Annotated in this window: 19 protein-coding genes; 17 read left to right on the top strand and 2 right to left on the bottom strand. The window is 39.5% G+C overall.

Features of this window, described 5'->3' with window-relative positions; translation table 11 throughout:
- Positions 1–6 precede the first annotated feature (6 nt).
- Genes ACPPVU_RS11260 through ACPPVU_RS11270 form a run of 3 tightly spaced genes read left to right on the top strand, consistent with a single transcriptional unit; the run spans position 7 to position 4,864 of the window.
- On the top strand, positions 7–3,450 hold the full coding sequence (locus ACPPVU_RS11260) for a response regulator (protein ID WP_426671805.1): 3,444 nt from the start codon (positions 7–9) through the stop codon (positions 3,448–3,450).
- Between the two features lie 3 nt (positions 3,451–3,453).
- Positions 3,454–4,284 (top strand): CheR family methyltransferase, encoded by an 831-nt coding sequence (locus ACPPVU_RS11265; RefSeq protein WP_426671806.1) that lies wholly within the window; start codon positions 3,454–3,456, stop codon positions 4,282–4,284.
- Positions 4,274–4,864: a chemotaxis protein CheB gene (locus ACPPVU_RS11270; protein WP_426671807.1), complete on the top strand. Its 591-nt coding sequence runs from the start codon at positions 4,274–4,276 to the stop codon at positions 4,862–4,864. The genes ACPPVU_RS11265 and ACPPVU_RS11270 overlap by 11 nt, the downstream gene beginning before the upstream one ends.
- Here the strand turns inward: ACPPVU_RS11270 and ACPPVU_RS11275 are convergent.
- The gene (locus ACPPVU_RS11275) at positions 4,861–5,280 is read right to left on the bottom strand and encodes a methylated-DNA--[protein]-cysteine S-methyltransferase (RefSeq protein ID WP_426672196.1); all 420 of its coding nucleotides are present in this window, start codon (positions 5,278–5,280) and stop codon (positions 4,861–4,863) included. The genes ACPPVU_RS11270 and ACPPVU_RS11275 overlap by 4 nt on opposite strands.
- Before the next feature lie 205 nt (positions 5,281–5,485).
- Here ACPPVU_RS11275 and ACPPVU_RS11280 point away from each other — a divergent pair, with 205 nt between their 5' ends.
- The 13 genes from ACPPVU_RS11280 (at position 5,486) to ACPPVU_RS11340 (ending at position 16,882) form a co-directional block, all read left to right on the top strand.
- On the top strand, positions 5,486–6,169 hold the full coding sequence (locus tag ACPPVU_RS11280; RefSeq protein ID WP_426671808.1) for a heme exporter protein CcmB: 684 nt from the start codon (positions 5,486–5,488) through the stop codon (positions 6,167–6,169).
- A gap of 237 nt (positions 6,170–6,406) precedes the next feature.
- Positions 6,407–7,576 (top strand): carboxypeptidase-like regulatory domain-containing protein, encoded by a 1,170-nt coding sequence (locus tag ACPPVU_RS11285; protein WP_426671809.1) that lies wholly within the window; start codon positions 6,407–6,409, stop codon positions 7,574–7,576.
- 241 nt (positions 7,577–7,817) lie between these two features.
- Positions 7,818–8,492 carry a cytochrome c biogenesis protein gene (locus ACPPVU_RS11290; RefSeq protein WP_426671810.1) on the top strand — a complete coding sequence of 225 codons (675 nt, stop codon included), beginning with the start codon at positions 7,818–7,820 and terminating at the stop codon, positions 8,490–8,492.
- Between the two features lie 57 nt (positions 8,493–8,549).
- Positions 8,550–8,759 carry a CcmD family protein gene (locus ACPPVU_RS11295; RefSeq protein WP_426671811.1) on the top strand — a complete coding sequence of 70 codons (210 nt, stop codon included), beginning with the start codon at positions 8,550–8,552 and terminating at the stop codon, positions 8,757–8,759.
- A gap of 153 nt (positions 8,760–8,912) precedes the next feature.
- Positions 8,913–10,349 (top strand): Glu/Leu/Phe/Val family dehydrogenase, encoded by a 1,437-nt coding sequence (locus tag ACPPVU_RS11300; protein WP_426671812.1) that lies wholly within the window; start codon positions 8,913–8,915, stop codon positions 10,347–10,349.
- A gap of 208 nt (positions 10,350–10,557) precedes the next feature.
- Complete coding sequence (locus tag ACPPVU_RS11305) at positions 10,558–10,968, top strand: cytochrome c maturation protein CcmE (protein ID WP_426671813.1); 411 nt, start codon at positions 10,558–10,560, stop codon at positions 10,966–10,968.
- Between the two features lie 8 nt (positions 10,969–10,976).
- Positions 10,977–13,433 (top strand): cytochrome c biogenesis protein CcsA, encoded by a 2,457-nt coding sequence (gene ccsA / locus ACPPVU_RS11310; protein WP_426671814.1) that lies wholly within the window; start codon positions 10,977–10,979, stop codon positions 13,431–13,433.
- A 39-nt stretch (positions 13,434–13,472) separates the two neighbouring features.
- Complete coding sequence (locus ACPPVU_RS11315; RefSeq protein WP_426671815.1) at positions 13,473–14,255, top strand: Rossmann-like and DUF2520 domain-containing protein; 783 nt, start codon at positions 13,473–13,475, stop codon at positions 14,253–14,255.
- Positions 14,256–14,286: 31 nt separating this feature from the next.
- Entirely contained in the window at positions 14,287–14,619 is a 333-nt protein-coding gene (locus ACPPVU_RS11320) for a 2Fe-2S iron-sulfur cluster-binding protein (protein ID WP_426671816.1), read from the top strand.
- An 89-nt stretch (positions 14,620–14,708) separates the two neighbouring features.
- Positions 14,709–14,951 carry a Fe-S cluster assembly protein IscX gene (gene iscX, locus ACPPVU_RS11325; protein ID WP_426671817.1) on the top strand — a complete coding sequence of 81 codons (243 nt, stop codon included), beginning with the start codon at positions 14,709–14,711 and terminating at the stop codon, positions 14,949–14,951.
- 84 nt (positions 14,952–15,035) lie between these two features.
- Positions 15,036–15,557, top strand: coding sequence for a KdsC family phosphatase (locus ACPPVU_RS11330; protein ID WP_426671818.1), 522 nt, complete (start codon positions 15,036–15,038; stop codon positions 15,555–15,557).
- 87 nt (positions 15,558–15,644) lie between these two features.
- A complete protein-coding gene (locus tag ACPPVU_RS11335; RefSeq protein WP_426671819.1) occupies positions 15,645–16,214 on the top strand; it encodes a Maf family nucleotide pyrophosphatase in 570 nt (189 codons plus the stop codon).
- Positions 16,215–16,351: 137 nt separating this feature from the next.
- Positions 16,352–16,882 carry a DUF4337 domain-containing protein gene (locus ACPPVU_RS11340; protein ID WP_426671820.1) on the top strand — a complete coding sequence of 177 codons (531 nt, stop codon included), beginning with the start codon at positions 16,352–16,354 and terminating at the stop codon, positions 16,880–16,882.
- Between the two features lie 108 nt (positions 16,883–16,990).
- Here the strand turns inward: ACPPVU_RS11340 and ACPPVU_RS11345 are convergent, their stop codons facing one another.
- Entirely contained in the window at positions 16,991–18,988 is a 1,998-nt protein-coding gene (locus ACPPVU_RS11345) for a M1 family metallopeptidase (RefSeq protein ID WP_426671821.1), read from the bottom strand.
- Positions 18,989–19,147: 159 nt separating this feature from the next.
- Between ACPPVU_RS11345 and ACPPVU_RS11350 the strand changes: the two genes are divergently transcribed.
- Positions 19,148–19,843: a carboxypeptidase-like regulatory domain-containing protein gene (locus ACPPVU_RS11350; RefSeq protein WP_426671822.1), complete on the top strand. Its 696-nt coding sequence runs from the start codon at positions 19,148–19,150 to the stop codon at positions 19,841–19,843.
- The last annotated feature ends 36 nt before the right edge of the window (positions 19,844–19,879 follow it).

Genomic DNA, 19,879 nt, shown 5'->3' on the forward strand with positions numbered 1-19,879 from the left:
TTTAGAATGTTAAATCTGTCTTTTCGCCAACAGGTGTTTGCTGGCTTTGCTGTGTCGGTTATCCTTGTGTTTGTTGTAGGCCTGTTATCTTATCGGAGTATTAATCAATCAAGAAATGATGCCGCATTGGTTGATCATACACAAAAAGTAATTAAAGCTTCGGATGAATTATTGCAGTTGCTCGTTGATGCTGAAACGGGCGTGCGGGGCTATGCTGCTGCCGGTAAAAAGCCGTTGCTTGATCCTTATTATGCAGCCATAGTGCAAATCAATAACGATTTAGGAGAATTAAAAAATCTGGTTCCTGATAATCCTGTACAGGTAAAAAGGCTGGAAAAGCTAAATTCATTAGTTGGTATCCAATTGGGCATACTCAAAGGAAATATTGAGACCAGGGATAGTAAAGGGCTGGACTATATGGTAAAGAATGACATGTTCCTTTTAGGTAAGCAAAACATGGACCAGATACGTGCACTTCTTAGCAGCATTGATGAGACCGAAAACCGCTTGCTTACTTTGCGTAAGGAAAATTCTAATGAATCTTCAACCCAGGCAATGATTGTTATAATTACAGGATCTTTAGTATTTCTTCTCATCATTATCTTTCTGTTCTATCATATACAACGAACTTTTGACAGGCAGAAAAAGATTGAAGGAGAAATACTTACTACAAATCTGCAACTTGAAAGGGTGCTTATAGAAAATGAGGTTAAAAACTGGGTGCTCACAGGTATCAGGTTACTCAACGAGAAGATGCAGGGCGAACAAACGGAGAAAGATCTTGCTAAAAACATTATCGCCGAGGTTTGCAAATACACCGAAGCTTTTACTGGTACCTTCTATCTGTTCAATAAAAATGACGAACAACTGGAATATTATGCATCTTATGCATTCAGTAATCTGAACACAATAAGGAAAACCATCAAATTAACCGAAGGCTGGCTTGGTCAGGTTGCTGATAATCAAAAGCCATCATTAATTAAAGGTAAGATCAATGATAAACTGGAGCTTGAAACATCTCTTATCAAGGAAGCTTTAACTGAAACCTTTATTTTCCCTTTCTTTTTCGATAAGAAATTAAAAGGAGTGATCGAGATCGGGTTTAACCATGAACTGAAAAAAGAAATAGAAGATTATATTTTATCAATTTCCGACAGTATAGGGATTGCTGTTAATACAGCCCAATCTCGTACAATTATGCACGACCTGTTTGAAGAAACTCAGCAACAAGCAGAAGAACTAAGCGCCCAGCAGGAAGAAATGCGAGTGACGAATGAGGAGTTGATGAACAAAACCGAAAAGCTGCAGGCCTCTGAAGAAGAATTGATCGCACAACAGGAAGAGCTACGCAGCACCAATGCGGAGCTGGAAGAAAAAGCCAGTTTGCTTGAAGAAAAGAACCAGGCAATTGAAGAAGCCCGCCAGGCAATTAAGCTCCAGGTTGAGCAATTGGAAACTACCGGTAAATATAAATCGGAGTTTTTGGCCAATATGAGCCATGAGTTACGTACGCCGCTGAATAGTATATTGGTATTGGCCCGTATATTAAAGGATAATAAAACTACCAATCTTACAGACGATCAGATCAAATATGCAAGTGTGATCTTCAATGCAGGCAATGATCTGCTTACGCTCATTAATGATATCCTCGATCTTGCAAAAATCGAATCGGGTAAAATGGATCTGAATAATGAGGAAGTACGGGTTGCTGATATGGTTCATGATATGGAGTCGCTCTTTGCAGAATTAGCCAGGAATAAAAAGATCAAATACACCAGCAACATAGGCAATGCACCCCAGCATATCTTTACTGATAAAGTGCGTGCGCAACAGGTATTAAAGAATCTGCTTTCTAATTCATTTAAGTTTACACCCGAAAAAGGCGCTATATCTATCAATGTAGTGCCCGGCAAAATAAAAGACACCATAAGCTTTTGCATTAAGGACACCGGTATTGGCATACCAAAAGATAAGCAAAAGGCTATATTCGAGGCATTTCAACAAGCTGACGGATCTACCAGTCGCAAGTTTGGGGGCACTGGTTTGGGCCTTTCAATAAGCCGTGAACTGACTGCGTTATTAGGCGGCATTATCTCTATGCAAAGTGAACCAGGAGAAGGCAGTGAGTTTACATTGACCATACCGGTAAAGGCAGCAGAAAAAAAAATTATTGAATCGGATGCCATACCTGATGTTGAAGCTATAAACATTGAACCACAATTTTTGGATAGGGTCACTCAATCTGCCAGGGCAAATAACCGTGAACCGTTTGTAATTATTGTTGAGGATGACAAAAACTTTGCAGTTATACTACAGGATTATGCGCGTAGCCACGGATTTAAGCCATTAATATTGAATGATGGTACCGATGCTGTGGATATTATTAAACAGGAACTGCCTGATGCAGTAATTTTGGATATTAGACTTCCAGGAAAAGATGGATGGCAGATATTGAAGGAGCTTAAATTGTCTGAAAAAACTGCCCATATTCCAGTGCATATGATGTCGGCTGGCGATGTTGAGGCCAACAAACTAAAAAAAGAAGGCGCTATCAGCTTTCTCAAAAAGCCTGTTGATATCTATGCTTTAGATAAATTATTCGGAGACATAGTTAATCAAAACGGTGTCAACTTAAAACAGGTGTTGCTTGTTGAAGATCATGAAGTACAAAGTCATGCCCTGAGGGAGCTATTGCAAAATAAAGGTATTGCAGTTGATCAGGCATTTGATGGCGAGTCGACCTTAAGAATGCTGAACGAAAATAATTATCAATGTTTGATACTCGATCTGTCACTTCCTGATATTTCGGGTCTCGACCTACTGGATGAAATTAAACAGATCGATCGTTTTACATCGCTGCCAGTGATTATCAATACTGCAATGGAATTAGATAAAACATCAGTAAACAGACTAATGAAGTATGCTAATGCTATGGTGGTGAAAACTAATAAGTCCTCCAGCAGACTGATAGACGAAGTAAATCTATTTTTAAATAAGATCAGTTCAGACTCTTCGAAGCAACCTTCTGTAAGTATAACAGGTAAAAGTAAAATTATCACCCGTGGCAAAGATGCTCTGAAAGGCAAAAAGGTATTGGTAGTAGATGATGATATGCGTAATATATTCGCCTTGAGCAGCGCTTTGCAATCATATGACCTGGTGGTTGAAACTGCCAATGATGGGGAAGAAGCAATAACCAAACTGGAAAGCATGGATGATATTGACATCGTATTGATGGACATTATGATGCCCAAAATGGATGGTTACGAGGCGACAAGATATATACGTACCAAGTCCCAGTGGAGTAAATTGCCGGTTATTGCGCTTACTGCAAAAGCGATGAGCGATGACAGAGAAAAATGTATTGCAGCAGGAGCAAATGATTATATTACCAAGCCTGTAGATATGGACAGGCTGATTTCACTAATACAATTGTGGTTGGAAAACTAATTTATGGCGAATGCAATCGTTGGTGTTACAGAGCCACAGCTTTATGAACTTATTGATCTTGTAAAAAAAGTACAGGGCTTCGATTTTTCGTGTTATTCAAAGGCATCATTAAAGAGACGACTTGCCAGGATAATGATGCTTAAAAAGCTGGGGTTTTATGAGCTCAAACATATGCTTATTAATGATCCTCATTTTTTCCAATGGTTTTTGGAGGAGGTAACGGTAAATGTTACTGAAATGTTCCGCGACCCAACTTTTTACAAAGCATTAACTACGCAGGTTATACCATATCTATCCAGTTTTCAACACATAAGAGTTTGGAGCGCAGGTTGTTCATCCGGTGAGGAAGTTTATTCGCTTGCAATCATTTTAAATGAATCCGGATTGAATGCAAAATCGTTTATTTATGGGACAGACATTAATACCGAGATGCTGGACGAAGCAAGAAAAGGAATTTATAGCCTTCGTAAAATAAAAAGCTATACCGAAAATTACCAGCTATGTAATTTGCCCGGATCACTAACAGACCATTTCACCATTATGTATGATGCTGCAAGTATTCACAGCGAATTGAAACAAAATACCTTATTTTCTATTCATAACTTAGTGTCTGATAACGTTTTTAATGAGTTCCAAATGATAAGCTGCCGTAACGTGTTTATTTATTTTGAGGCCGAACTTCAGCAAAAATTATTAGACCTCTTTTATAAAAGTTTGTGTCCGCTAGGGTTTTTGTGCCTGGGCAGTAAAGAAACTATCAGGTTTCCGGATTTTAAGAGTAAATTTAAAGTGATTAACCAAAAGGAAAATATCTATCAGAAAGTTGGAAATTGATAAGGTAATTATCGAGCGATGGCGCAAGTCGGATATCGTGCTGCTGGGTGGATCAGCAGGGGCCTTCAGGCTTTTATTCACGGTAATACGAAGTTTTTCGCCTGATTGTGAAAAAACAGTGATTATTGTTATTCACCGGAAAAGAAATTATATAAGCGAGATAGAAAAGCTTTTTGCCGGAAATGCAAATATGAAATTGAAAGAGATCACTGATAAAGAACCGATCAGGAAGAACACGATTTATATTGCACCGGCAAATTATCATACATTGATTGAAAAAGATGGTCATTTCAGTTTGGATGTGTCTGATGATGTTTGGTATTCCAAACCATCGATAGATGTTACTTTTGAAAGCGCGGCCGATGCTTATAAAGATCGTTGTACAGCAATACTTTTTTCGGGTGCTAACAGGGATGGCGCATCAGGACTGCTTAAACTGCGTAATAGCGGATCATTGACCATTGTGCAACATCCTGACGACGCGGAAATGCCTGATATGCCAAAAGCCGCTATTAAAATAAATGCAGCTGAATATATAATGAGGACGGATGAAATATTCGAAATCCTGGGAACAAATTAAAATAAGCTGGTCTGCCCAACACCACTTACACGTGCCTCATGTTCCAATAACCACTTTTTTCGCCACACACCGCAAGCATAACCTGTAAGGCTTCCGTCCGAGCCAATTACTCTGTGGCAGGGGACTACTATCGCTAAATGATTTTTCCCGTTTGCAGATGCAATAGCACGAATAGCCAATGGACTTTTCATTAACTTCGATTGATGTGCGTAGCTGATCGTTTTTCCATAGCCGATAGTCAGCAAACATTGCCATACCTCCTGTTGAAAATCAGAGCCTTGCTGTTTGATCGGGAAATCAAAAACTAGCCTTTCACCTTCAAAGTATTCGTTAAGCTGTTGAACTGCCAGTTTCAACAACGGTGTATCAGCTGGTATAAGTTCAACTTCATCATCCAGAAAATGAACTGAAGTTATAAGCTGTCTTCTTCAGTTATCCGGACAATACCAATAGATGTTTGGTAATGGGCAATTGGCATATGTAAAGGTACTAAAAGAGGTGAAAGGTAAAAGGAGAAAGGCGAAGGGTCAGTAAGGTTTCCTTATTACTTTTATCCGCATGGAATACCTTTCTTCTTTTACCTTTCCCCTTTAACCTAAACAAAATCTATCTTTGCAAAAAATGGAACTGTTCAATCAAACCCGTAACCTGATCAAAAAAGAGATATTGCTCGAGTGGAGGTCAAAATATGCCTTTAATGGAGTTTTGCTTTATGTGGTTTCCACCGTGTTTGTATGTTACATTTCATTTAGCCTAACACCCGGTTTTACTGGTAGTACAGGGTATCCAGTAGTTTGGAATGTACTGTTTTGGATCATTATGCTTTTTGCGTCGGTTAATGCTATCGCCAAAAGCTTTATGCAGGAGAGTAAGGGACGTTTGTTATATTATTATACTATTGCAAGTCCACAAGCTATTATACTATCGAAAATTATTTACAATGTGTTATTAATGTCGCTGTTAAGCATACTGGCTTTGCTGGTTTACCTGCTTTTTTTTACCAATACAATCGGCGATCCTCTTTTCTATTTTTTATCAGTACTGTTAGGAAGCATTAGTTTCTCAACAGTTTTTACAATGATCTCTGCCATCGCCTCAAAGGCAGGCAATAACGGCACTTTAATGGCTATTTTGAGCTTCCCTGTTATTATTCCGGTTATTCTTGTGCTTGTCCGCCTTAGCAAAAACGCTATGGATGGATTAGAGCGCAGTACAAATTATGGTAATATTGGGGTTCTGTGTGCCATCAACGTTATTGTTATCGCTACCTCACTACTATTGTTCCCTTATTTGTGGCGTGATTAATACTTCAGACCTTTTCATTTTTCATCTATAAGTTTCACAAAGCTATTTCGCAAGTTTATTTAAAGCTGACAAGGATGCTATATTGAAGTTTTTAGGCTCACTTTAAGATTAGAAAGAGATTAAATTATAATCAAAATATATTGTTTTCATAAATAATTCATAATAATTACCTTAATTCGTGTCATAAACTCATTAAGGTAATTATTGCAAATGTGTCTTAGAAGGCTCCTGCTGTTATTGGTTTTTCTACCTTTTGCTGCTTATTCCCAAACCATCACTATCTCCGGAAAAGTCACTACATCGGTGTCCCACGAAGGTATCGGTAGGGTCAATGTATTTTTAAGTAACTCATCTTATGGAACAGAAACACAAGAAGATGGTTCGTTCAGCTTGGTTGGCGTAAAACCTGGTCAATATGATATTGTAGCATCTTCGCTTGGTTACCAGGATTACTCGCAAACTATACTGGTCGGTAAAGATCCGATCAATCTCACCATTGTACTTTTACCCAAGGTTAATCAGTTGCGGGGTGTGGTAATAGCAAGTAATGCTGACTGGAAGAAGAATTGGGAAGAATTCAAAAAAGCTTTTATCGGGACATCAGAAAATGCAAAAGACTGTGTGGTTGAAAACCCTCATGTGGTTAGCATAGTGAATAGCAACAGGCGACATACTTTGGAGGCCTGGTCTGATGATTTCCTGGTGATGGATAATAAAGCGCTGGGTTATCGGGTGAAATTTCTGATAGACACTTTCTCTAATAATGGTATTACAGGTATTATTTCCTGGCAGGGAAAAGCCGTTTTCCAGGACCTTCCCGGTAGTGCTGAGCAAAAGAAACTCTGGAAATTAAGAAGACAACAGACCTATTACGGTTCATCACGCCATTTTTATAAATCATTATATAGCGGAAAACTAACTGAGGAAGGTTTTCAAATAAAGAGATTGCACAGGGAACTTAATGTGGAGCGCCCGCAGGAAGGATTGATCCTTCAAAAAATAAAGCAATTCAGAGATCGTGAACATTATAACCACGACTCCCTGAATTTTTGGATAGGCAAGGAAAACCTTTCGAAATATTACCATGAATATCTTAGTAAGGAGCCTTTGCAGCCTTACCAAATATTTACCAACACCAGCAAACAGGGGCTGTTTGTTATCAGCTTTACCGAATGCCTTTATGTGATTTATACCAAAAGACATGAAGAAACTGATTTTAAAGATCTGTATCGTCCATTAGATATGGAAAATTTTGAAACAAGCGTGCTTACTTTAATGGGTCCCTATGCTGTATTTGATATGAATGGGGTCGTATTTGAAGGCGCGCCGCTGAATGAAGGTACCTGGTCAAAAGCAAAGCTTGCAGAACTGCTACCTTATGATTACTCTCCTGATCAGGATAAGTGATCATATTAAATTATAATTAGCATACAAAATAATCAGCTTTAGAGCCTTAGCTAAATAACTGCTTGTATTCGGCTAAAGCCATAAGAATAATTTAATTTCTCGCCTCCGCGCTAAAGCAACAGGGCAACGATTTGATACTTCATGATTCGATGTTCTGCATTCATTATTCGATATTAAAACCTTTCACCTTTATCCTTTTACCTTTCACCTCAACAACGTACCTTTGCCAGCACAAATCAATATGAAAATTATTTATCAAACGTGGTGGAAGGTATTGGCTGTTCTGCTGGTCTTTTCGACACTAACAACTGGGTTACTTTTTAAGGTGCCTACACTGCCTATCCTCCACGAAACTATACGAAATTTATACTTCCACGTACCTATGTGGATGGGAATGCTTTCAGTGTTCGTGATTTCCGTTTTTTATAGTGTTAAATATTTGAATACAGGGAAAGAGGAATACGACCTCGCCGCTGTTGAGTGTGTAAATACAGGTCTTCTCTTTTATTCCTTAGGTTTGATCACCGGCATGCTTTGGGCCAAATATACCTGGGGCGAATTTTGGAGCGGTGATCCTAAACAGAATAGTGCCGCTATCGCATTTTTATTGTATTGCGCTTACCTGGTACTGCGCAACTCTATTGATGAGGAACAGAAACGCGCTAAAATATCCGCCATCTACAATATTTTTGCTTTCCCGGTTATGGTTGTTTTGATATTTATCTTACCAAGAATGACAGACTCCTTACATCCTGGTAGTGGTGGTAATCCGGCATTTGGAAAATATGACCTTGATAATGGAATGAAAATAGCTTTTTACCCCGCAATGCTGGGATGGAGCTTGCTTGCAATTTGGATAGCAACCATTCGTTACCGCATACGTTTAATTGAATATAAAAGGAATAGCATAAATTGACGTTCTGGCCTGATCCATTTTCTCAAGGATTGGATGGCCTTTAAATAAAAATACCTGATGAAAAGACTTTTGATTTTATTCTGTTTAGCACTGATCAATGTAGCTGCTTTTGCTCAGCAACCGAACAATGTAGATATGGCTGATACGATGCGTAGTTCGGGGAAAATTTATGTTGTGATAGCAACTATCTCCATTATTTTCATTGGCCTGGCTATTTATTTATTCTCTATTGACAGGAGATTGAAAAAAATCGAAAAAGGAAATTAGTTCAAAAAATAGACCTATGTTGTTTAAACATGGATTTTGCTTTATCTTTTAAAGTGTAGCTAAAATACCAACAATTATATTTGCAATATTGATAAATTTTGCGTGAAATTTGTACACTTTTTTAAGGATATAATAATAATTCAATTCTAAAATATGGCAAATAATAATTCGATCGCTGATCAGGACACTCATTTCTTCGGCGACGTTTGTAAGAATTTTGATTACGCAGCACAATTTACAAGACATGATGCCGGGCTGCTCGACCAGATTAAATCATGTAACAGTGTTTATCGTTTTCGCTTCCCAATTCGTAAGGGAAATGGTTTTGAAGTGATAGACGCATGGAGGGTAGAGCACTCTCAGCACCAGTCGCCAACCAAAGGTGGTATCCGCTACAGCGAAATGGTTAATGAGGATGAAGTGATGGCGCTTTCAGCCCTTATGACCTACAAATGCGCTATTGTTAACGTACCATTTGGCGGTGCTAAAGGCGGTATCAAGATCAACCCAAAAAACTACACGGTACAGGAGTTAGAGAATATCACCCGCCGTTATACTGTGGAATTGATTAAGAAAAACTTTATCGGCCCAAGCATTGACGTACCTGCACCAGATTACGGTTCGGGAGAACGTGAGATGAGCTGGATAGCTGACACTTATGCTACAATGAACCCAGGCCAGTTAGATGCTATGGGTTGTGTTACCGGTAAACCTATCGCTTTGCATGGTATCGCTGGCCGTCGTGAAGCAACAGGCAGGGGCGTGGCTATTGCTGTGCGCGAATGTGTAAACGTGGCCGAGGATATGAAAAAAGTAGGCCTGCTACCGGGTATAGCTGGCAAAAGAGTTATCGTGCAGGGATTAGGTAATGTGGGTTACCATTCAGCCAAGTTCCTTGCCGAATTTGGTGCTGTTATCGTAGGCTTATGTGAATTTGAAGGCGCTATCTATAATGAAGATGGACTGGATGTGGAAGCTGTATTCCAGCACCGCAAAGCAACGGGATCGATATTTGGTTATGCCGGTGCTAAAAAAGAATTTAAAAACTCAATGGAAGGTTTAGAGCAGCCATGTGATATCCTGGTTCCGGCAGCTTTAGAAAACCAGATCACCGCAGCCAATGCTAAAAATATCAAAGCAAAAATTATTGCCGAGGGCGCTAACGGTCCAACATCACCGGAAGCAGAAGCTATCATTTACCAAAATGGTGGTATGATCATCCCGGACATGTATGCCAATGCGGGTGGTGTAACGGTATCCTATTTCGAGTGGTTGAAAAACCTGTCTCACGTAGCTTTTGGCCGTATGAACCGCCGTTTTGAAGAAACTGCAAATACCAACCTGGTAAACATGGTTGAAGGCCTTACCGGTGTTGCTTTAACACCCCTACAGCGTTCCATCATCGTAAAAGGAGCATCAGAGCTTGAATTGGTAAACTCAGGATTGGAAGATACTATGATCCGTTCATACCACGAGATAAGGGAGACATTTATAAACACTCCCAAAATTGATACCCTGCGTACAGCTGCCTTTGTTGGCGCTATCAATAAAATTGCAGTGTCTTATCAAAACTTAGGCGTTTGGCCATAAACCCCCCTGGCCCCCTAAAGGGGGATAAGTATTTTATAATGTCAATGCATTTTATTGAATGTATTGACATTTTTTTTGCTATAATGGCTCCCCTTTAGGGGTGAAGGGGCTTAAGAACGATTCTAAATAAGATTAATATCTTGTAATAATCATTATTAACTCAACGTTTTGTATTTTTGTAGTCCTGAAACAGAAGGAAAAATCGCTGATGAAGAAAAGTTCAATTTTGGGTTTAGTTACTATAGCAGTTGCTATTGCTGTAATAATCAGCCTGTATGCCAATACCAGTACGTACGGAACATTTAAAGATGCAAAAAGCACTAATGGCCAGCTGCATGTGATAGGTTTTCTTGATAAACAGAAGGAACTATACTACGACGCAGCTAAAGACGCCAACTATTTTTCATTTTTTATGAAGGATAAGAAGGGTGACGAATGCAAAGTTGTTTTCTCTGGTACTAAACCACAAGACTTTGAACGTTCAGAACAAATAGTGCTGGTAGGAGAGATGAGAGGGAATGAGTTCCATGCATCATACATCCAAATGAAATGCCCTTCTAAATACACACAGGACAAGGTTGAGGTTACTGAGGCCGGCGCTAAAAAAGCCACTATATAATAATTTTAATGGATACAGCTTATAAAGGCGAACACCTTTTACCCGGGCATTTAGGTCAAATTTTTGTTGTTCTCTCATTTGGTGCGGCGCTTCTGTCTGCCATAAGTTACTACTTCGCTACAACCAATACCAATAAGCTCGACAGGTCGTGGCTTAAGATGGCACGTATAGCTTTTTACGCCAATAGCCTATCTATTTTTGGGGTTGGTGTCTGCTTATTCTATGTTATTTACAACCATTATTTTGAATACCATTATGCCTGGTCTTACACTTCCAGGGATCTGCCGGTCTATTATATTGTATCGGGTTTCTGGAACGGACAGGAGGGGGGCTTTTTACTCTGGACATTTTGGCAGGCGGTATTAGGTAATATTCTTATTCGTCGTGCAAAATCATGGGAACAGCCGGTAATGACCGTTGTATCCCTATCCCAGGTTTTGCTGGCATCTATGATATTGGGTATCGAATTTTTTGGGATGAGATTGGGCAGCTCTCCGTTCTTATTATTAAGAAATGCAATAGAAGCCCCTATATTTTCAAACCCTGATTATTTAAGCTTTATAAAAGACGGACAGGGCATGAACCCCCTTCTACAAAATTACTGGATGGTAATACACCCGCCGACCTTATTTTTAGGGTTAGCATCAGTGGTAATTCCTTTTTCATATGCTATTGCAGGGCTTTGGCAAAAACGCTATAAAGAATGGGTTAATCCTGCTATTTCTTATGCACTGTTTGCAGTAATGATATTAGGCATTGGAGTTATCATGGGTTCACTTTGGGCTTATGAATCACTCAACTTTGGTGGTTTCTGGGCCTGGGACCCGGTAGAGAATGCCTCCATTTTCCCGTGGCTTACGTTGGTGGGCGGCTTACACGTATTGATCGTTTTTAAAAACACAGGTCATTCCTATGTTACAGCGACTATACTGGTATTGCTGAGCTTTATAATGGTGCTGTATTCGTCTTTTCTTGCCCGTAGTGGCGTGCTGGGAGATACATCTGTACACGCCTTTACTGATCTGGGCATGTTCTGGCAGTTAGTCATCTACATATTGATATTTCTGGCATTATCTATCTACTTTTTAGTCGTGCGATGGAAAGAATTACCGATCACCAAAAAAGAAGAAGAAACCTACTCACGTGAGTTCTGGATGTTTGTTGGAGCAATATTTTTAGGCTTATCCTGCTTTCACCTTGTACTGGTAACATCGATACCAGTATGGAATAAGATGTTTGGCACCAAGCTGGCACCTCCTACAGAATTGGTTACACATTACAACGTTATACAGGGATCTTTCGCTGTAATCATTGCTTTGCTGACAGGATTTACACAATTCTTAAAATATAAAAAAAGCGATATTACCCGGTTCTTTATTACCACTATACTTTACCTTATTTTTGCCACACTGATTGCGGCATTGATCATTTATGCATCAGGTTTATATAAACTGCGGTTTGTATTCCTTTTGGTGATGCTGGCATCTGTGTATTCTATTATAGTAAATGCCAAGGTATTGGCAGATGCTTTTAAAGGTAAGTTTAAATTGGCCGGCTCAGCAGTTGCACACATAGGTTTTGGGCTAATGCTTGTCGGGGCATTGATAGCTGCAGGTACCCGCAAGGTGGTTTCTACAAACGATAAAGGCATTGACATCGCTGATTTTAATAAAACGGCTAATGAACGTGAAAACGTGATGCTCTACAAAAATGAACCGCTTAAAATGGGTGATTATACCATTACTTATGTAGGCGATTCAGTAGCACTACCAAATCATTATTATAAGGTTAATTATAAACGTTATAATAATAGCGGTAAGTTAACCGAAGAGTTTACACTGAAACCAAATGCGCAGATCAATCCGCAAATGGGCATAACACCATCTCCCGATACTAAGCATTATCTATTTCATGATCTGTATACCAATGTAACGGTAATCCCGGTAGCTAAGGAGAGACCAAATGCGGACGGCGCAGATGCAGCCCATGGTGCTGAAGATGATGATAAGAATTATGATGCGCCTATTACGCATGAGGTATCTGTTGGAGATACCATACGTTTCAGAGAAGGTTACGTGATATTTAAAGGATTAAATAAGAATGCCAATTTACAGGATATACCAATTACCGGTAGTGATATAGCCATTGGTGCTAAATTGGAAGTTTCTTCGCATGGTAAAACCTACGAGTCAGAGCCCGTATTTATGATCAAGAAAAACAGCGTATTTGACTTTGCCCGCAAAGTTGATGATGTAGGCTTAAAGCTTCGTTTTTCAAAAATTATACCTGAGAAAAACAAAGTGGAGATCATGGTATATCAACAGCCCGAAAATAAAAAGCCGTGGATTGTGTTGAGTGCACTTGATTTTCCTTTTATTGGCTTCTTATGGTCAGGTACAGTGATTATGGTGATCGGATTTTTACTGTCCATATTCAGAAGGAATAAAGAGTTGAAGACGGTTTAGTCCGTTATAAACTTACGAAGTTTATAAAACTTCGTAAGTTTGACTTCATATATGCGCATCACCATTATAGGCTCAGGGAATGTAGCTACCCATCTGGCAGCGGCTTTTAAAAATGGCGGGCACAGCATTGTGCAGGTTTACAGTCGGGATATGCACAATGCCTCTTTGCTTGCCTATCATGTTAAGGCTGAAGCTATTGATAGCCTTGAGCAGATCAATCCCGAGACAGACTTATTCGTGATCGCTGTTAAGGATGACGCTATTGAAGCTATTGCATCCATCCTGGCTAAATATCAAAAGTTAATCGTCCATACTTCCGGGGCTACTGACTTGCAGGTTCTATTAAAGCGTACTCAAAATGCAGGCGTGTTTTATCCGCTGCAAACCTTCAGCAAAACAAAAGAAGTAAACTTTGACACAGTGCCGCTTTGTATTGAAGGGGCAAATGAACAGATCACTTCACAACTGAATGAACTGGCTTATGCTATTACCCAAAATGTTTATAGAATCAATTCTGCCGAACGTAAAACTTTGCATTTAGCAGCAGTATTTGCCTGTAATTTCACAAACTACCTTTACTATCTGTCGCAACAATTACTGGCGGATCAAAAACTGCCATTCGACCTGCTTAGGCCTTTGATCCTGGAAACCGCCGAAAAGGTTCAGGAGCATTTGCCTGCCAGCGTACAAACCGGTCCGGCCGTACGAAATGATGAGAAAACCATGAATGCGCACCTGCAATTGTTGCATGAAAATCCTGAGTTACAACAGCTATACAAGCTGTTAAGTCAGGGTATTATCAAAATGGATAAACAGGGGTAAGGCATAGCTAAATTTTGTTACTTTTGCCCTAATGAATATTTTTAAAGTAAAGATAAGCTTTGAGGAGAAAGGGCATGAACCTGTGGAACTGCCAATTGCCGAAGGCGAGTCGGTATTGGATGTTTGTCTTGAAAATGGCATCGAATTACAACACAATTGTGGTGGCGTATGTGGATGCAGTACCTGCCATATCTATGTAAACAAAGGAATGGATAATATCCAGGAAATATCTGATAAAGAGGAAGATTTTATTGACCGTGCAGTTAACCCGCGAATCAATTCAAGACTGGGTTGCCAATGCGTGATTATCGATGGCGATATTGAAGTTACCCTGCCCAATCAATCCGATTTTATGGGCCACTAATGACGTTCTACGTATGACGTAATACGTTATACATAAGCTTGTAAATTATATAACGTAATACGTATAACGTACCACGTAAAACAAAAAAAATGACCGACAATAAATTTACCCTTCCCATTAAATGGAACGATTATGAAGACATCGCCATTGAGCTTTACGAAAAGTTTGGTGATGATTTTGACGAATCAAAAATATACCGTATCCGTTTTACCGAACTGCTGGAGTGGGTGCTCAGCCTGCCAAATTTTATAGGCAAGCGCGAAGAATCAAACGAAGGACATCTTGAACAGATTCAGTCAGCCTGGGTTTACGAGTGGCGTGATAACCAATAATCAGTTAGCAGTTTTTAGTTGGCAGTTTGCATAAGTAAAAAATAAAGCAACTAATGACAATTGACTATTGACCAATGACAAACAATGGAATCATTTCTACATAAATTAAAAGATATTTCAACCTTCATTTTTGATGTTGATGGCGTACTTACCGATGGCTCCGTATACGTAATGGAAAATGGAGAGCAGGCGAGACAGTTCAATATTAAAGATGGTTATGCCATTCAGCTTGCTGTTAAATGCGGCTATAATGTATGTGCTATTTCCGGAAGCCGTTCAAAAATACCTATCCATCGCTTGAATAGCCTTGGGGTAAAAAGTGTTTATGTAGGTGCCCATACCAAGACTGAAAATTTTAGATTATACCTCGAAGAAAAGCATGTGCTGCCTGCAAGTGTTTTATTTATGGGTGATGATATCCCGGATCTGGAAGTAATGAAATTAGCCGGCCTGGCAGTTTGCCCTGCGGACGCTGCCGAAGAGGTAAAAGCCATCAGCGCTTATATTTCACCAAATAAAGGTGGAAAAGGCGCTGTTCGGGATGTAATCGAAAAAGTACTGAAAGTACAGGGGAAATGGATGAGTGAACAGGCGTATAGCTGGTAGAGTTTGGTTCATGGCAAATGGTTGATAGTTCATAGTAAAATGAAATCTACTAACCAACAATCAGCTATGAACAATGATCTATGAACCATGAACAATAGAATAAAAATTATTCTCGCTTCCAAATCACCGCGCAGACAGGAGCTTTTGCGTTTGATGGATGTTGATTTCCGCATTGTATTAAAAGATGTTGATGAATCTTATCCGGATAACCTAACTCCTGAGGAAATTGCTGTTTACATTGCTGAGAAAAAAGCTAAAGCCTTTGATGAATCTGTTGATGATGAGATCGTGCTCACTGCAGATACTATTGTAAGTGTAGACGGGCATATACTTGGTAAACCTGAAACAAAAGCCCATGCTGTTGAAATGCTGCAAATGCTATCGGGTAAAGTACATAAGGTAATAACAGGTGTATGTATTTTACATAAACACAAATACAACCTGTTCCATGATGTTTCGGAAGTATTTTTCCGCAAGCTGACTACCGAAGAGATCAATTTTTACGTTGATAAATATGAGCCTTTGGATAAAGCCGGAGCTTATGGTATACAGGAATGGATTGGTCTTACAGGTATTGAGCGTATCGATGGTTCCTATACCAATGTTGTAGGGCTACCTACCGAGAAATTATATCAGCAATTAATGCGGTTAGTATAGAACCATTACCAGCTAATCATCGTTAAAAAGGCGAATTCATTATTAAAATTTCATCGTTAGTGAAAAGCAAATTATAGAATGAATAATTCTAATTTGTCATTATTTTTATGCCCAATTGAAAAGCCTTATAAATAAAAATGGAAGATCCAGAAGTACCCACCGAACATTTACACGAACACATACACGAAGCTGCTCATGAAAGCCATGATAAATGGTCAATGCTGGTAGCTATTTCTACAGCGTTTATGGCCGCTTTTGCCGCCTTAAGCAGTTTAATGGCAGGGCATCAGTCCAATGAAGCACTGATCACTCAAATGAAAGCGTCAGACCAATGGGCTTATTATAATGCAAAAGGCATTAAGGCCGAAGTGGCGGATGCAGTTACAAAAATAAATTTTTCAAAGACAACAGCCGATACTTCCGCAGCAGCCAGAAAGGCCAAGCTAAAAGAAGATCAAAAAAAGATACAGGAAAAAGCTGAAGAGCTGGAAAAAGAATCAGCAGCACACCTGGGCAAAGATATGATCCTGGCACGTGCAGTTACCTTTTTCCAAATAGCTATATCCATTTCGGCGGTCTCCATTTTATCCAAGAAAAGACCGCTCTGGTATATCAGCCTGGTATTATTTGCCGTAGGTATATTTCAGTTTATTGTAGGGCTGATGTAAAGGGTCATTGTCTGAACTATGATCACAGGATTTTAGGATTTACTATGATGGTCTATTGAATCATAGTAATCTCTTAATCATATAAATCATGGTTCAGACGAATTCTATCTATCTAAATACAAATCCGTTATTTCCCCTGTTTATATCAGGTAAGGCCGCATCCGGGTCAATGGTTACTTTGGTAACTTCTTGAGTAGTTGGCACTGTGAAATTTATCAATTTGTTTTGCAACCATGCTTCAACCGGTATTTGCATCCGTTGTTTGCTGCCGTCTTTTAAAACAACTTCTACAGTAAAAGGCATAGCCATTGCCTCGAGGTTAATTACGCTTACCTGTAGGCCCTTTTTAGGATCGTTATCTACATATTCTGCTCCAACCAGCTCCAGGTCGAGTTTAAGGTTATTGTAGAACCAGCCTTTCCAGAACCACGAAAGGTCTTCGCCAGCTCCGTTATCCATCGAGCGGAAAAAATCATCAGGCTGCGGATGTTTGTAGGCCCATTTGCGGATATAATTTTTGAAGGCATAATCAAACCTGTCTTTACCTAAAATCTGTTCGCGCAGCAAAACCAAACCGAAAGCCGGTTTAAAATATTCTATAGGATGACGATATTTTTCAGGAACAGCATCTGCAGCAGTCATAATGGTGGGAGCATCGGGATCAATGATCGTAGCAACGATCTCATGTGCAGGATTACCGCCGCCTGGTGCATATTCCCCGTCACGTTTTGGACCGAATTCGCCATTATTAAAAGCATCCTGTGCATAAATATCAATAAAAGTATTGAAGCCTTCATCCATAAAAGCATACCGGCGCTCATTAGAGCCTACGATCATCGGGAACCAGTTGTGACCAATCTCATGAGCTGTAACTCCGTATAAGTCCTTTCCTTTATCGGTAATACCATCAAATACAATACCGGGATATTCCATGCCACCGGCTATACCGGCTTCGTTTACAGCAACAGGATAGGGGTATACAAACCATTGCTCGGAAAAATATTCCATGGATTTTTTTAGGTATTCTGTAGCCCTTCCCCATGCATCATTCCCGGCACTTTCTACCGGATAGACTGACATCGCCAATGACTTCTTACCGTCCGGTAAATTTACCCGTGCAGCATCCCATACATAAGCCTTTGATGCGCCGAAAGCAACATCACGTGTGTTACTCATTTTAAAATGCCAGGTAAGCACTCCTGAATGCGTCGGGCGTGAAGACGGGCTGTTAACCTCATCTATATTGCGTATCATCACCGTTTTATCACTGTTGCGAGCTGCTGCAAGCCTGCTGATCTGGGTTGGGGTTAAAACCTGGGTAGGATTTACTAATTCTCCAGAGCCTGCCACAATCATATCTGCCGGAACAGTAACTTCATAGTCGATATCACCATATTCAAGATAAAACTCGCCGCTTCCTAAAAATGGCAACGTGTCCCAACCTTCACTATCATCATAAACACACATCCGTGGGAACCACTGGGCTATTTCATAGATTTTTCCATTCTTGGTGTCAACGTAATCCGTCCGTCCACCAAAATTGCCCGGTATGGTATAGTTGTATTTAATGCTGAGTTTTATTCTACCACCATTACCCGTCAATGCTTTAGGTAAACGAATTTGCATGCGACTATCTGATATAATAAAATCAGCCTTGTGTTTTACTTTATCATCGGTAATAAACACCGATTCGATCTGGTAACCCTCGGTATGTAAGTTGGTTAAAGGTGCTGAGCCAGTCTCAAAATTCGACCGTGCATCTTTTTTATAGGTATTCTGATCTAATTGCAACCATAAATATTGCAGCGCATCCGGACTATTATTGATATACTCAATTTCTTCATTTGCAGCCAGAGTTTTTGTGACTGTATCCAGATTGGCTTTTAACTGATAATTTACCCGGTTTTGCCAATATTTTGGACCCGGTTCGCCATTGGCAGCATGCCTGTCATTTCCTCTTTCCGGATAGAACATTGGCGAGAATAGATCTGCGGGCTCATAATTGGAGATCAAGGTATCAACTGTGGCAGGTCTGCTTTTTCTTTGAGCATGTACAGAAAAAGCTAAAAGCAGGACAAAACATAGGGGTATAAACTTTATTTTCATAGTTCACAACAATAAAGCTGCAATATACAAATGATGCCTTTATTATTTAATTTACTTTAGGAATGATACAATCTGATGGCAATTGCAAGGTTAACAATGAATTTTTTTAATGCGCCTTATGGAAATGTATGTTGAAAAGCATCTTGTAATAAAAACATCATGACTACTATCAAAAATATTACTATCCCACAGGCCTGCCATCAATCATGGCAACAAATGAATGAAGTTAAGGAAGGAAGGCATTGTGAACATTGCTGCAAGACAGTAGTGGATTTTACAATAATGACTAATAACGAAATAATCAACCATCTATCGACAAAAAATAATGTTTGCGGCAGGTTTGATCAGGCGCAATTAAACAATGTTAACCATTGGCTTTATGTCAAAAATCTGTCTGCTACAAATTGGTGGAAACGCATAGTAGTAGTAATGGGCTTGTTTGGATCATTGCCATTATTTAAAGCAAATGGGGAAACTAAGCCGGTTATAGTTAGTACTACAGATACCACCAAGAGTAATAATAAACCGAAGGTAGACAAATTCATGCTTGGTAAAGTAGTAATGCCAGAGTCACTAAAATATCGGACAATCAAAGGCAGGGTGACCGGGAGTGATGATGGTTTGCCAATTGCTGGAGCAGTGATAAAATTAAAAGGTACAAATATTGGTACACAGACTGATGTGTTAGGTGATTTTATGATAAATGTTCCGAATTCAACTGATGCGCTTACAGTATCCTATGTTGGTTATGTTTTGCAGCAAATACGGTTAACTAACACGCAACTTCAGCAATATCGTATTGTTATGAAAGTGGCTCCAACAACTATGGGCGAAGTTGTTATAACATCGTATTAATCCGTTATAGACTATATAGCAGAAAATAGAAGGTTA

Source organism: Mucilaginibacter sp. McL0603 (assembly GCF_049992945.1).
Lineage (GTDB): Bacteria > Bacteroidota > Bacteroidia > Sphingobacteriales > Sphingobacteriaceae > Mucilaginibacter.